General features: G+C 63.0%; 12 protein-coding genes and 1 rRNA gene. 8 read left to right on the top strand and 5 right to left on the bottom strand.

Annotated features, from left to right (window positions below):
• The first annotated feature begins 159 nt into the window (after positions 1-159).
• From rrf to LDZ21_RS18465, 4 genes are all read left to right on the top strand, one after another.
• Positions 160-273, top strand: a 5S ribosomal RNA gene (gene rrf, locus LDZ21_RS18480).
• 154 nt (positions 274-427) lie between these two features.
• Positions 428-1,072 (top strand): SEN1982 family lipoprotein, encoded by a 645-nt coding sequence (locus LDZ21_RS18475; protein ID WP_244795194.1) that lies wholly within the window; start codon positions 428-430, stop codon positions 1,070-1,072.
• 47 nt (positions 1,073-1,119) lie between these two features.
• Entirely contained in the window at positions 1,120-2,118 is a 999-nt protein-coding gene (locus tag LDZ21_RS18470; RefSeq protein WP_035967492.1) for a LacI family DNA-binding transcriptional regulator, read from the top strand.
• 84 nt (positions 2,119-2,202) lie between these two features.
• Positions 2,203-3,987 (top strand): IlvD/Edd family dehydratase, encoded by a 1,785-nt coding sequence (locus LDZ21_RS18465; RefSeq protein WP_244795193.1) that lies wholly within the window; start codon positions 2,203-2,205, stop codon positions 3,985-3,987.
• 3 nt (positions 3,988-3,990) lie between these two features.
• Here the strand turns inward: LDZ21_RS18465 and LDZ21_RS18460 are convergent, their stop codons facing one another.
• Entirely contained in the window at positions 3,991-4,311 is a 321-nt protein-coding gene (locus LDZ21_RS18460; RefSeq protein ID WP_244795192.1) for a hypothetical protein, read from the bottom strand.
• A 237-nt stretch (positions 4,312-4,548) separates the two neighbouring features.
• Between LDZ21_RS18460 and LDZ21_RS18455 the strand changes: the two genes are divergently transcribed.
• On the top strand, positions 4,549-5,685 hold the full coding sequence (locus tag LDZ21_RS18455) for an MBL fold metallo-hydrolase (protein WP_244795191.1): 1,137 nt from the start codon (positions 4,549-4,551) through the stop codon (positions 5,683-5,685).
• 77 nt (positions 5,686-5,762) lie between these two features.
• Here the strand turns inward: LDZ21_RS18455 and LDZ21_RS18450 are convergent, their stop codons facing one another.
• The 4 genes from LDZ21_RS18450 to LDZ21_RS18435 form a co-directional block, all read right to left on the bottom strand.
• Positions 5,763-5,924, bottom strand: coding sequence for a DUF1328 domain-containing protein (locus tag LDZ21_RS18450; RefSeq protein WP_035967564.1), 162 nt, complete (start codon positions 5,922-5,924; stop codon positions 5,763-5,765).
• Between the two features lie 247 nt (positions 5,925-6,171).
• The gene (locus tag LDZ21_RS18445) at positions 6,172-6,339 is read right to left on the bottom strand and encodes a hypothetical protein (RefSeq protein ID WP_160174740.1); all 168 of its coding nucleotides are present in this window, start codon (positions 6,337-6,339) and stop codon (positions 6,172-6,174) included.
• A gap of 294 nt (positions 6,340-6,633) precedes the next feature.
• Positions 6,634-7,248 carry a LysE family translocator gene (locus LDZ21_RS18440; RefSeq protein ID WP_244795190.1) on the bottom strand — a complete coding sequence of 205 codons (615 nt, stop codon included), beginning with the start codon at positions 7,246-7,248 and terminating at the stop codon, positions 6,634-6,636.
• Between the two features lie 116 nt (positions 7,249-7,364).
• The gene (locus LDZ21_RS18435) at positions 7,365-8,393 is read right to left on the bottom strand and encodes an aldo/keto reductase (RefSeq protein WP_244795189.1); all 1,029 of its coding nucleotides are present in this window, start codon (positions 8,391-8,393) and stop codon (positions 7,365-7,367) included.
• 183 nt (positions 8,394-8,576) lie between these two features.
• On the opposite strand from LDZ21_RS18435, the gene LDZ21_RS18430 reads away from it, so the two are divergent.
• The 3 genes from LDZ21_RS18430 (at position 8,577) to LDZ21_RS18420 (ending at position 12,354) form a co-directional block, all read left to right on the top strand.
• Positions 8,577-10,925, top strand: a complete 2,349-nt coding sequence (locus tag LDZ21_RS18430) for a VTT domain-containing protein (protein ID WP_244795901.1) — start codon at positions 8,577-8,579, stop codon at positions 10,923-10,925.
• Positions 10,922-11,680 carry an endonuclease/exonuclease/phosphatase family protein gene (locus LDZ21_RS18425; RefSeq protein WP_244795188.1) on the top strand — a complete coding sequence of 253 codons (759 nt, stop codon included), beginning with the start codon at positions 10,922-10,924 and terminating at the stop codon, positions 11,678-11,680. The genes LDZ21_RS18430 and LDZ21_RS18425 overlap by 4 nt, the downstream gene beginning before the upstream one ends.
• Before the next feature lie 206 nt (positions 11,681-11,886).
• Complete coding sequence (locus LDZ21_RS18420; protein WP_035967501.1) at positions 11,887-12,354, top strand: HU family DNA-binding protein; 468 nt, start codon at positions 11,887-11,889, stop codon at positions 12,352-12,354.
• Positions 12,355-12,479: the final 125 nt, after the last annotated feature.

The raw sequence follows: 12,479 nt of genomic DNA, 5'->3' as shown, positions 1-12,479 counted from the left end.
TCGCAGTGAGTTAGTGCTTCAGCACTTACTCAATGCACCCCCCGCAGGGGGCACGCCACTGGCTCAGTGTTTCGTTGTGCAACGATCACCACCCGAATTCATTACTGCTTCTTCCCAGATTGGTTGTACGCCCCAAAAGGCGCGCAACAACAAGTCATGCCTGATGACCATAGCGAGTCGGTACCACCCCTTCCCATCCCGAACAGGACCGTGAAACGACTCCACGCCGATGATAGTGCGGATTGCCCGTGTGAAAGTAGGTAATCGTCAGGCTCCTCATGCCGCAAACAAAAACCCCACCCCGCAAAGGTGGGGTTTTTGCGTTGGGGCGCCGCATTCTGCATGCGATCCAACGCTGCAAGAGCGGAACCAGGCAAATCTGTCGGTAAAATGGCGCGACGAGGACCCCATCGGAGCGCCTATGAGAATGAGTCTGGTAATTGCCGCCGTTAGCGTCGCGATGTTGACGACGGCGTGTGGCAAGAAAAACGATGCGAGCGAGTCCAGCCTGGGCGACGCGATCACCGCCGACATGAAAACCAACCGCGGGCTCCTCTGCCTTAACCGCAGCGGGCGCGGTCCTTTCACTTTTCCGTCGACCTATTCAGCGCGCGACCTCAACGAATATTCTGCCGCTGCATTGCGCGAACAGCTGGCTGCGCTCGAAAAGAGCGGCCTGATCGCTCGCTCGACCACCACGCCGAGCAACGCGACTCCCAGCACGCAGCGAAACGCCGTTTCCTACAGCCTCACGGGCGAGGGTCAAAAGTACGCGGTCGAAACCGTCAGGCAAGCCGGTGACCCCAACGCGACTCCCGATAACCGTGCATGGATGCTCTGCTACGCACGCGTGAAGCTCGACAAAGTCGTCGCCTGGACGGAACCCGACCCTAACGTGCATCGTACAGACGTCACTTATACCTACAAGCTCGACAATGTCGCTCCGTGGGCAGACGATCGCGATATCAAGCGCGCGTTCGCTGATCTCGTCGCCGCCGATCGCGAAGCGGGCGAAACCAAACTCCATCTGACGCTGGAGCAGCGGGCGGACGGCTGGGCACGGGTGGACTGAGGAACGTGTCGGCGACTATTGATGAACTTCCCATCGGTCCACCGCGCATGTCGGACGTCGCGCGGCTCGCGGGTGTGTCGAAGATGACCGTGTCGCGCGTGCTCGCCGGCCATAGCGTCGCCCTTGCGACGCGCGAGCGCGTGCAAAAAGCGATCGACGATCTCGGCTATGTGGCGGATGCCGCCGCCGGCGCGCTCTCGTCCGGGCGCTCGGAATTCGTCGCGGTGCTGGTGCCGTCGCTGGCAAGCTCGAATTTCTCCGATACCGTCCGCGGCCTCTCCGCCGCATTGGAGCCTCACGGCCTGCAGTTGCTGATCGGTGACACCGACTATCACCTCGACCGCGAAGAGAATCTCGTGCGCTCGATGCTGCGCCATCAGCCGCGCTGCATCGCGCTGACCGGCTCGCGTCACACTGACGCGACGCGCACACTCTTGCGCCGCTCGGGGGTGCCTGTCGTTGAGATGTGGGACTTCCCGTCCGATCCGATCGATGCCGCCGTCGGCTTTTCCAACGTCAACGCTGCGCGTGAGATGGTGCGCTATCTTGCGGAGCGTGGCCACGAGCGCATCGGCTTCGTTGGCGGCGCAAGCGAACTGGACCGGCGCGGCCTCGATCGTTTGAAGGGCTTTCGTATGGAGATGAAGGCGCGTGGCCTCGACGCAGGGCGCGTCGTCCGTCTGGGCGATTCACCGATCACCATGAGTCACGGCGGTCCCGCGATGGCCGCGCTCCTCGATGCATGGCCCGATACGCAAGCCGTGATGTGCGTGAGCGACATGTCCGCGTTCGGCGCGATAATGGAAAGCCATCGGCGCGGGCTTTCGGTGCCTGACGATATCGCCGTCGCTGGCTTCGGCAATTTCGAAGTGGCCGCGTGCTGCGCGCCATCGATCACCACGGTCTCCGTCGACGCATATGGCATCGGCACGCGCACCGGCGCCGCGCTACTGGCCGCACTCGAAGCCTACGAGCAGGGCGTCGTGAGACGCGCTGGCAAGCGCATTCGCGTCGACTATCACGTGATCCCGCGCGAGAGCGCGTAAGCCCACGGAATCGCGAACATTGCAAGTTAATATCGACGAGATGTTACCGGTAACAACGCACAAAAACGCCCCACGGAGAGAGACATGTCCCAGCAAACACCCCGCCGCCTGCGCAGCCAGGAATGGTTCGATGATCCTTCGCATGCCGACATGACCGCGCTCTATGTCGAGCGATTCATGAACTACGGACTCACGCGCGAAGAACTGCAGTCGGGCCGGCCGATCATCGGCATCGCGCAAACGGGCAGCGATCTCGCGCCGTGCAATCGCCATCACATCGAGCTGGCCGCGCGCACCAAAGCCGGAATCCGCGACGCTGGCGGCATTCCCATGGAATTTCCCGTGCATCCGCTTGCGGAACAGAGCCGCCGCCCGACCGCCGCGCTCGACCGCAATCTCGCGTATCTCGGCCTCGTTGAGATACTGCATGGCTTTCCGCTCGATGGCGTCGTCCTGACGACCGGCTGTGACAAGACCACGCCCGCCTGTCTGATGGCCGCCGCTACCGTCGACATGCCGGCGATCGTGCTGTCGGGCGGTCCGATGCTCGACGGCTGGCATGAAGGCAAGCGCGTCGGCTCCGGCACGGTCATCTGGCATGCGCGCAACCTGCTCGCGGCGGGCGATATCGATTACGAAGGCTTCATGCGCCTGACGACGGCATCGTCGCCGTCGATCGGCCATTGCAACACGATGGGCACCGCGCTCTCGATGAACAGCCTCGCCGAAGCGCTCGGCATGTCCTTGCCGACGTGCGCGAGCATTCCGGCTGCGTATCGCGAGCGCGGGCAGATGGCGTACGCGACCGGCAAGCGCATCGTCGACATGGTGCGCGAGGACTTGCGCCCGTCGAAGATCATGACGCGCGATGCGTTCCGCAATGCGATCGTCGTAGCGTCGGCGCTGGGTGCGTCGACCAACTGCCCGCCGCATCTAATCGCGATTGCGCGGCATATGGGCATCGACCTGAGTCTCGAAGACTGGCAGCGGGACGGCGAGCAGGTCCCGCTCATCGTCAATTGCATGCCGGCCGGCGAATATCTTGGCGAGAGCTTTCATCGTGCGGGCGGGGTCCCGGCCGTGCTGCGTCAGCTCGATGCCGCGGGCCTGTTGCATCGCGACTGTCACACGGTCTCCGGCCGCACGATCGGCGAGATTGCCGACGAAGCGCCCGCTGCCGATCGCGATGTCATCCGCACGGCGGACGACCCGCTGAAACACGGTGCGGGCTTCATGGTGCTGTCGGGCAATTTCTTCGATAGCGCGATCATGAAGATGTCGGTTGTCGGCGAAGCGTTCACCAAGACCTATCTCAGCGAGCCGGGCGCCGAGAACATGTTCGAAGCGCGGGCGATCGTGTTCGATGGCCCCGAGGATTACCACGACCGCATCAACGATCCCGCGCTCGAGATCGACGAGCATTGCATCCTCGTGATTCGCGGTTGCGGCACCGTGGGTTATCCGGGCAGCGCGGAAGTGGTCAACATGGCGCCGCCGGCGGAACTGATCAAGCGCGGCGTCGATTCGCTGCCCTGCATGGGCGATGGCCGGCAAAGCGGCACGTCGGCGAGCCCGTCGATTCTGAACATGTCGCCGGAAGCGGCCGTGGGCGGCGGCCTCGCGCTGTTGCGCACGAATGACCGCATTCGTGTCGATCTGAACGCGCGCTCGGTCAACGTGCTGCTCGACGAAGCCGAACTCGAAAGCCGCCGCGACGAGGCCGCGTTCGCCGCGCCCGTCGCGCAGACGCCGTGGCAGGAACTGTATCGACAAACGGTGGGTCAGCTATCGACGGGCGGCTGCCTCGAACCCGCGACGCTCTATCTCAAGGTCATCGAGACGCGCGGCAATCCGCGGCATTCGCACTGAGCGTCACACACGCGCATCGCGGCGTCGCGCGATGCGCGGCTCCGGCTTGAGCGTCGGCATCGTGCCGCTTTCGATGTAATGCTGCACGGCATCGGCGGCGTCGAAGTATCGACGCTCGTCGAGCCAATGCCAGACGGCAGCGAGAAAAAGGCCGAGTCCCGCGTGACCGCAATGGGCGACGACATCCGCGATGCCTTCAGCGAGGCTTTGATCGCGTCCGTACGAGGTGAATGCGCTCGCGACATGCGATGCGGTGCGCGATACGAGCATCGCGTGCATCGAATGCAATTGCGGATTGAACGTGCGCGATGCGTGACTTCTCAAGCTGCTGCCCATACGGCCCCCGTGGTCCATGCTGGCGTGCTGCGTCTTTTTCTCCGACGCGCGCCGCCGTTGTCTGTTCGATGCGCCGGTTTACGGCGTCGCGTGGTTATTGCAAGAAGCGGGCCGACGGTTCGAAACTTGCTGGCTCGCTTGACTAGCGAGTGTCTGCGGACGCCGGGCGAATCAGAGCCGGTACGCGCATGGCGCCATTTCTACATTACGTATGAACGAACGCCTATGCGCCGACGCATTGCTCGTGTGTTCGAGTTCCCTTTGCGATATCCACGGATGTCGATTTGCGCGCTCGCCTTGCTGGCGGGGTGCTCCTCGCGCAGTGAGGAACCGCATCGTCCGACCGCGAACCAGCCGCAACCGCTGCATCACGCGAGGCACACATCAGCGGGGTTCGAAAACAATTATGGGGATCTGCCTCGCGAATCTTTTCTGAAGTGGCAGTGGGAGCGCATCACGCAAGGGCTGCCGAAGCCGCCGGCGAACGGCTATCGCTTCCCGATGGCGCATCCCGATGTCGCGTTCCTGAAGGCGAATCGCAGCGTCAATACATTGACGTGGATCGGTCACGCGAGTGCGCTCGTGCAGATCGACGGCGTCAACGTTCTCACCGATCCGGTCTTTTCCGAGCGCGCGTCGCCGTTCTCTTTCGCGGGGCCGAAGCGCAAGACGCCACCCGCGCTGACGCTGGGCGAGCTTCCGCACATCGACGTCGTGCTCATCTCGCACAATCATTACGATCATCTCGACAAGCCGAGCATCGAAGCGTTGAACCGGCAAGCAGGCGGGCCGCCGCGCTTTCTCGTGCCGCTGGGCGTGAAAGCATGGATGGCGCGCATCGGCGTGACGAACGTCGAGGAACTCGACTGGGGCGATGAAACGCACGCCGCCGGACTCGATATCTGGTTCGCGCCGGCGCAGCACTGGTCGGCACGCACGCCGTTCGACCGCGCGGAAACGTTGTGGGGCAGTTGGGTCGTGAAGACGCCGCAGGGCGCGGCGCGTCCGTATTCCTTCTTCTTCGCGGGCGATACCGGATACTCGCCCGATTTCCGCGATATCGGCGCCCGCTTCGGCGGCTTCGACCTCGCGCTGATTCCGATCGGCGCTTACGATCCTCGCTGGTTCATGCACGCGCAGCATGTGAATCCGGAGGAAGGGGTGCGCATCTTCGAGGACATTCACGCGAAAAGAGCCATCGGCATTCATTGGGGGGCCTTCGAACTGACCGATGAGCCGCTCGATGAACCGCCGCGTCGCCTTGCCGATGCCGTGCGCAACGCGGGCCTTCCCGCCGATGCGTTCACCGTACTCGAGCACGGTCAGACGCTCCGTCTTAATACCGCGTCTCAGGCTCGCTAAACAGCAGGCCCATGAAAAAACGCGCGGGCGTCGAAGCCCGCGCGTGAGTCAATGCAGCACTGGCGTTGCTATCGGCGTCATCGCCTGAATACGCCGAGCAGCAAAGTCGCAAGGAAGATCACGATGAAGATGAAGAACAGGATCTTGGCGATTTCCGCCGCGCCCGTCGCGATCCCGCCGAAGCCGAAAAAGGCCGCGATGAGCGCAATGATGAAGAATATGACAGCGTAACGGAGCATGAAGCCTCCCACGGGGATCGGTTGGTGATTCGATTCGCATGCGGACTGGACACCGTCGCCGCCTTCGCTCATCGGTCGTGCCGCGCTTTTGTTCAAGGTGGCGCGGTACGGAGCGTCAAAGCAACGCGCGTGCCCAAGCGGGGCATCGCGTACTCGCCGGTCAAAGCAAAAACGCCGCAGACCCGTGGAAACAAGGTAATTGCGGCGTCGGATGCGCGTTGCGTGAACGCGCGGAGAAGGTGTGGGGCTAACGGCCTAGCGTGCGATCGGAGTCGGTTTCGTCGTCCTCGTCTTCGTCGTCCTCGACGCTGTTTTGTGCATCCAGATGACTCTTTAGTTCATCGCGCTCGATCTGATCGGCTAGGTCGAGGGATTTGCGCGTGGCGGGACCGGACGGGCGGTTGGCTCCAGACATGGCGTACTCCTTGAACAGATTTCACGGCCGCGCCGAAACCGGCGCGAACCAGGGAACAACGAGGCATGTACACGCCGGGCGTTGAAACCGCCTCGGAGGATCATCCGGGGCGGCGGACGTTGCGATCGTTCATGACGGCAGCGTTCAACGCACAAAACGCTGGATGGGTGATCAAACCGCCGTCCCATTCTTGCAAGCGGAACGGCATATTTTGCGTGGCCGGCGCGTAAGCCAAGTATGCACGGGTCCGGCAGCGAGGCAAAGTGCTTTATCGGATAACGATCGCTCGCGACGTTACTCAAAGTAATGCGCAACGATCGGATAGAGCGACAGCACGAGCAGCGCGGCCATCGTGATGTTGAATGCGCGGAGCAGGCGCGGACGCGCGAGAAAACGCCGCAGCGACATCCCGAACGCCGCCCACGCGACGATGCACGGCAGCCCGACCAGCACGAACATCACCGCCAACAACGCGGCATTGAGCGAAAGGCTCGCGTGCAGATGGATGGTCGTCGCGGCGGTGAGCACCATCATCCACGCTTTGGGATTGACCCATTGAAACGCGAGGGCTTCGTGAAACCGCATCGGGCGGCGCTCGCCGTCGCGCATCTGCACCGACGACGACGTGCCAATCTTCCATGCGAGATACAGCAGATAGACCACGCTCGCCGTTTCGAGCACGGAATACAGCCACGGCAAGCGATCGAACGCTTGCGCGAGCCCAAAACCGACCGCGAGCATCAGCACCGCGACGCCCGCGCTGATGCCGAGCACATGCGGCACTGTGCGCTTCAGTCCGAAATTGACGCCCGACGCGAGCAGCATCGTATTGTTCGGGCCGGGCGTGATGCTCGTCACGAGCACGAAAAGCGCGGCGGCGGGCAGGGCGTGGAGAAAATCGGAAGACATGGCGCATCTCGCAGATGAATCGATTGCAGCCAGTTTAAGCGCTCGCATCTGTACAGTACCGGTACAGCTCGACACGAGGTGTCCGGTACGGCACGAGGCTCAAGTCACACCGCGAATCACACCGGGAAAGGATTGCGCTCCGCGAAACCTTCCTGATGCCAGTACGGATACGCCGGCCGCACCTTGCTCGCTTCATCGAGCCTTTTGACCTGATCCGTGGTCAGGTTCCAGCCGACAGCGCCCAGGTTCTGCCGCAACTGTTCCTCGTTACGCGCGCCGATCAGCACGGTGGCGACAGTCGGACGCTGCAGCAGCCAGTTCAACGCGATCTGCGGCACGGTCTTGCCGGTTTCCTCGGCGATCGCATCGAGCGCATCGACCACGCGATAAAGATGCTCGTCGGGCACCGGCGGCCCCATGTCGGCAGTTTTATGCAGGCGGCTCGAATCGGGCAGCGGCTGGCCGCGCCGGATCTTGCCCGTGAGACGTCCCCATCCGAGCGGACTCCATACGACAGCACCGACGCCCTGATCGAGTCCGAGCGGCATCAGTTCCCATTCGTAGTCGCGGCCAATCAGCGAGTAATACGTTTGGTTGGCGACATATCGCGGATAGCCGTAGCGATCCGCCACGTCGAGCGATTTCTGCAGATGCCATCCCGAGAAATTCGATACCCCGGTATAGCGGATCTTGCCCGCGCGCACGAGATCGTCGAGCGTGGACAGCGTCTCTTCGACGGGCGTTTTCGCATCGAAGCCATGCAACTGGAAGAGATCGATGTAGTCTGTCTGCAGGCGCTTCAACGCATCGTTGACGGCGTTGATGAGATGAAAGCGCGATGAGCCGACGCTGTTAGGCTCGTCCGAATCGAAACGAAAGGTGGCTTTCGTCGAGATAATGGCCTTGTCGCGCCGGCCCTTGAGCGCCTCGCCCAGAATGGACTCCGACGCGCCGCGCGAATAGATGTCGGCGGTGTCGAACATGGTGACGCCTGCATCGAGACAGATGTCGATGAGCTGGCGGGCTTCGCTTACATCCGTTTGTCCCCAGGCCTGGAAGAACTCGCCTTTGCCGCCGAACGTGCCGGTGCCGAAGCTCAGCACGGGCACCTTGAAGCCCGAAGCGCCTAGATGTCGATATTCCATGGTGTGTCCTCTGAACGTTGGTCGCTGTACGTTGTGTTCGATTGACGAGACTAACCCAATGGCCGGACGCGTGCAGAACCCGCATCGGCGCACGGGCACGCTGCTTGCAAACTCCTGACGGACATGTCGCGGCGCGCTGCGGCATGCAGGCCCACACACGGAGAACGCTTGAACGACGCCCCGATGCGCGATGCTCGCGCGAACGCAATAACCGCAGAGAAACGCGGCGAATCCTTCTTCGAGCCGGGACGCAACTGCGCGAGCGTGCGTCATGCGGATCGCTTCAGCCTGCTCATCGACGGTTCCGATTATTTTCGCGTGCTGCGCGAGGCCATCACGCGTGCGGAGCGGACGGTGTTCATCCTCGGCTGGGATATCGACAGCCGCATGAAGCTCACGCCGGAAGGCTCGAACGATGGCTATCCGGAAGCGCTCGGCGACTTCCTGCATGCGATCGCAGCGGAGAAGCGCCGCCTGCGCATCTATATTCTCGCGTGGGATTTCGCGATGCTTTACGCGTTCGAACGCGAATGGCTGCCGGTCTACAAGATGGGCTGGCGCACGCATCGGCGCATCGCGTTTCAGATGGACGGCAAGCATCCGCTCGGCGGCTCGCAGCATCAGAAGCTCGTCGTGATCGACGACCGCCTCGCGTTCGTCGGCGGTCTCGATCTCACGCGCTCGCGCTGGGACACGCCGTCGCATGACCCCGACGATCCGCATCGCCGTGATGCGAACGGTGCGAAGTATCAGCCGTTCCATGACGTCCACACGATGTTCGATGGCGACGCCGCCCGCGAGATCGGCCAGCTTGCACGCGAACGCTGGTCGCGCGCATGCGGCCGGCGCCTCGCGATCCGCGCGCATCGCGCGGCGCTGCAAAACGATCCGTGGCCGCCTTCGCGCGCCGTCGATGTCGAAGACGTGCAACTCGCAATCTCACTCACGGAGCCTGCGTATCTCGGCCGTCCCGCCGTGCAGCAGATCCGCACGCAGTATCTCGATGCGATTGCGCGCGCCCGCCGCAGCATCTACATAGAGAATCAGTACTTCACGTCGGGGACCATCGGCGCGGCGCTTTCGGATTCGCTCGAGCGCGAAGACGGACCCGATCTCGCGATCGTCGTGCCGCGCAATCAAAGCGGCTGGCTGCAGGAAGTGACGATGGGCGTGCTGCGCGCGCGTCTGCACAAGCTCCTGAAGCAGGCGGACCGTCATGGCCGCTATCGGCTGATGTGCCCGACCGTCCCCAATCTCGGCGAAGAGATTGTCAACGTGCATAGCAAGCTGATGATCGTCGATGACGAACTGCTGATGGTCGGTTCCGCGAATCTGAACAATCGCTCGATGGTGCTCGACAGCGAGTGCAACATATCGATCGATGCCGGCGCGGACGCGCGTTTGCGACGCGCCATCGCGACGATGCGCGACACGCTGCTCGCCGAACATCTCGGCTGCGAAGTGGCGGACATCGTGCGCGAGCGTGATGCGCGTGGCGGCCTGAACGCCGCGATTCAGGCGCTTTCACGCGACCGCGACGAACATCGCACGCTGGTGCCGCTCGATCCCGAAGTGTCGCGCGAGCTCGATCAGCTCATTCCGCCCGAGGCGCTCGTCGACCCTGAAACGCCGATTGCCGCCGATGAACTCGTCGATCAGTTCGTCCCTGCGGAAAGGACACGGCCGCTCATCGGGCGCTTTGCGCTGCTCGGCGTGCTTGCGCTTCTCGTCGTCGGGGTGGCGGCCGTATGGCACTGGACACCGCTCGGCGAATACATCAACCTGAAGTCGCTGACCCAGGCGACGCGGCGCATCGACGCTCTGCCGCTCGCGCCGCTTCTCATCCTGTGCTGCTATGTCACTGCCGCCGTGATTTCCGTGCCGATCACGCTGCTGATCGCGACGACGGGTCTCGTGTTCGGCGCGGGATGGGGCAGCGCCTATGCCTTCGCCGGCACGATGATCGCCGCTTCCATTTCGTACATGCTCGGACAGTGGCTCGGCCGGGATGCGGTGCGCAAGGTCGCCGGGGCGCGCGTGAACCGGCTGTCGGAACGCGTGGCGCAGCGCGGCATCGTCGCGGTCGTCGTCCTGCGCCTGTTGCCCGTTGCGCCGTTTGCAATCGTGAATCTGGTTGCCGGCGCATCGCACATTCGCATGCGCGATTTCCTCATCGGCACGCTGCTCGGCATGGGCCCCGGCATTCTGTTGACGGTCGCGTTCGCGCATCAGCTGGTCGCTTCGCTGCGTCATCCGACGGTCGGCTCGTTTGCCGTGCTCATCGGCATCGGCGTGGTGCTGATCGGCGTATCGATACTGCTGCAGCGCTTCCTGGGACGTCGCGGTGATCGCAACGAGAAGGTGGCGGAAGGCGCCCCGAGCGATGCCGACAAGGCGCGCGCCAGCGACGAAGCGCAACGCGCGAGCCGCCTGCGCGAACGCGGCGTGATGCCGCGCGACCGCGCCTCGAACGCCGCCCCCCACGCCGCCGACGATGCGTCGTCGCGCAATCACGACGAGGTCAGCTCATGACGTTGATGCACGAAGCCGGAATCGACATCGAAACGATGAGTGCGACGCGCGTGAAGGAACTGCGCATCGCGACGTACAACGTGCATGGCGCAGTGGGTATCGACGGCAAGTTCGCGCCGGAACGCATCGCCGGCGTGCTGGCGGAAATGGATGCGGATATCTTTGCGCTGCAGGAAGTGCCGCTCGGCGGCAACGGTCATCCCGATGTCCTCGACGGCCTGCAACGCATGACGGGTCTGCATGCGGTTGCGGGTCCGACGCTCGATACGCCGGAGCGCCGCTATGGCAACGCGGTGCTGACGCGTTATCCAGTGCGCGCGGTGCGCACGCTCGATCTGTCGTTTCGAAGCCGCGAGCCGCGCGGAGCGCTCGATGCGGATATCGACTGCAACGGCGAACTATGGCGCGTCGTCGCGACACATCTCGGGCTTGCATCGAGCGAACGCCGCGCGCAAGTCGAGCAGGTGCTGCAGAGCTTCGATACGCCCGCACTCCCCGTGATCCTGCTCGGCGATCTGAACGAGTGGTTCGTCTATGGCCGCACGCTTCGGCGGCTCGTCACGCACTTTCATCGCGCACGTGCTCTGCGCACGTTTCCGACGCGCTACCCGCTCTTCGCGCTCGATCGAATCTGGGTGCATCCGGGCGAACGGCTGATGCGAGTGGACGTGCATCGCTCGCGGCTTGCGCGCATCGCATCCGATCACTATCCGCTGATTGCGCACATTGCGCGTCGCGCATCGCGTCACGGATAAGCTGCATTGCAGTGCATCGAAAGCGATGCGATGCGTGACGAGCGGCGTGTGTGTCAGTGCTACACCACGAAAAACCCCTGAAAAAACGATATAAAAACGCAAAAGACTCGCACGAACACGTCTGCGCTATGTAGAATCCGGCGTTGATACGAACGCATCGGTGCTGACGTATTCCGATATCACTGACCAAAACAGGTAGGAGAAACATGCCGACTTCCGCAAAAACCGCTGCCAAGAAAGCCACGGCCAAGAAGGCCACGGTGAAGACTGCTGCACCGGCAAAGAAAGCAGCATCGAAGGTTGCCGCGAAGAAAGTACCCACCAAGAGCGTCGCCGTGAAGAAGACCGCGGGTGCGCTGTCGCCGATCAAGGACACCTTCACGAAGGCATCGCTCGCTGCGCATCTGGCGGATCGCGCCGAAGTCGACGTCAAGGCGGTCAAGGCCGTGCTGGTCGCGCTGGAAGACACCATCCTCGGCTCGGTTCACAAGAAGGGTTCCGGCGAGTTCACGCTGTCGGGTCTGTTGAAGATTTCGGCGCAAACTGTCCCGGCGAAGAAAAAGCGTTTCGGCAAAGACCCGTTCACCGGTGAAGAGCGCTGGTTCCCGGCCAAGCCGGCAAGCGTGCGTATCAAGGCGCGTGCGCTCAAGAAGCTGAAGGACGCGGCGGCTTAAGGCTCGTTTGGCGTTCGATGGATGAAGAGGCCAGCTTCCCTTACGGGGAAGCTGGCCTTTTTGCTTTTGTCGTCGCGAAGGTCACGGCTTGTATGGTGTTGATACGCCCTTGCGATTGCCTTGCG

The sequence above is a fragment of the Caballeronia grimmiae genome (genome assembly GCF_022879615.1).
GTDB classification, from domain to species: Bacteria; Pseudomonadota; Gammaproteobacteria; order Burkholderiales; family Burkholderiaceae; genus Caballeronia; species Caballeronia grimmiae.
This window is presented reverse-complemented; position numbering and strand designations above follow the sequence as displayed.

Bases quoted from the DNA above. Each gene is read 5' to 3' on its own strand.
- LDZ21_RS18475 (WP_244795194.1), top strand. From the start codon at position 428: ATGAGTCTGGTAATTGCCGCCGTTAGCGTCGCGATGTTGACGACGGCG.
- LDZ21_RS18470 (WP_035967492.1), top strand. From the start codon at position 1,120: ATGTCGGACGTCGCGCGGCTCGCGGGTGTGTCGAAGATGACCGTGTCG.
- LDZ21_RS18465 (WP_244795193.1), top strand. From the start codon at position 2,203: ATGTCCCAGCAAACACCCCGCCGCCTGCGCAGCCAGGAATGGTTCGAT.
- LDZ21_RS18455 (WP_244795191.1), top strand. From the start codon at position 4,549: ATGCGCCGACGCATTGCTCGTGTGTTCGAGTTCCCTTTGCGATATCCA.
- LDZ21_RS18450 (WP_035967564.1), bottom strand. From the start codon at position 5,924: ATGCTCCGTTACGCTGTCATATTCTTCATCATTGCGCTCATCGCGGCC.
- LDZ21_RS18445 (WP_160174740.1), bottom strand. From the start codon at position 6,339: ATGTCTGGAGCCAACCGCCCGTCCGGTCCCGCCACGCGCAAATCCCTC.
- LDZ21_RS18440 (WP_244795190.1), bottom strand. From the start codon at position 7,248: ATGTCTTCCGATTTTCTCCACGCCCTGCCCGCCGCCGCGCTTTTCGTG.
- LDZ21_RS18435 (WP_244795189.1), bottom strand. From the start codon at position 8,393: ATGGAATATCGACATCTAGGCGCTTCGGGCTTCAAGGTGCCCGTGCTG.
- LDZ21_RS18430 (WP_244795901.1), top strand. From the start codon at position 8,577: ATGCGCGATGCTCGCGCGAACGCAATAACCGCAGAGAAACGCGGCGAA.
- LDZ21_RS18425 (WP_244795188.1), top strand. From the start codon at position 10,922: ATGACGTTGATGCACGAAGCCGGAATCGACATCGAAACGATGAGTGCG.
- LDZ21_RS18420 (WP_035967501.1), top strand. From the start codon at position 11,887: ATGCCGACTTCCGCAAAAACCGCTGCCAAGAAAGCCACGGCCAAGAAG.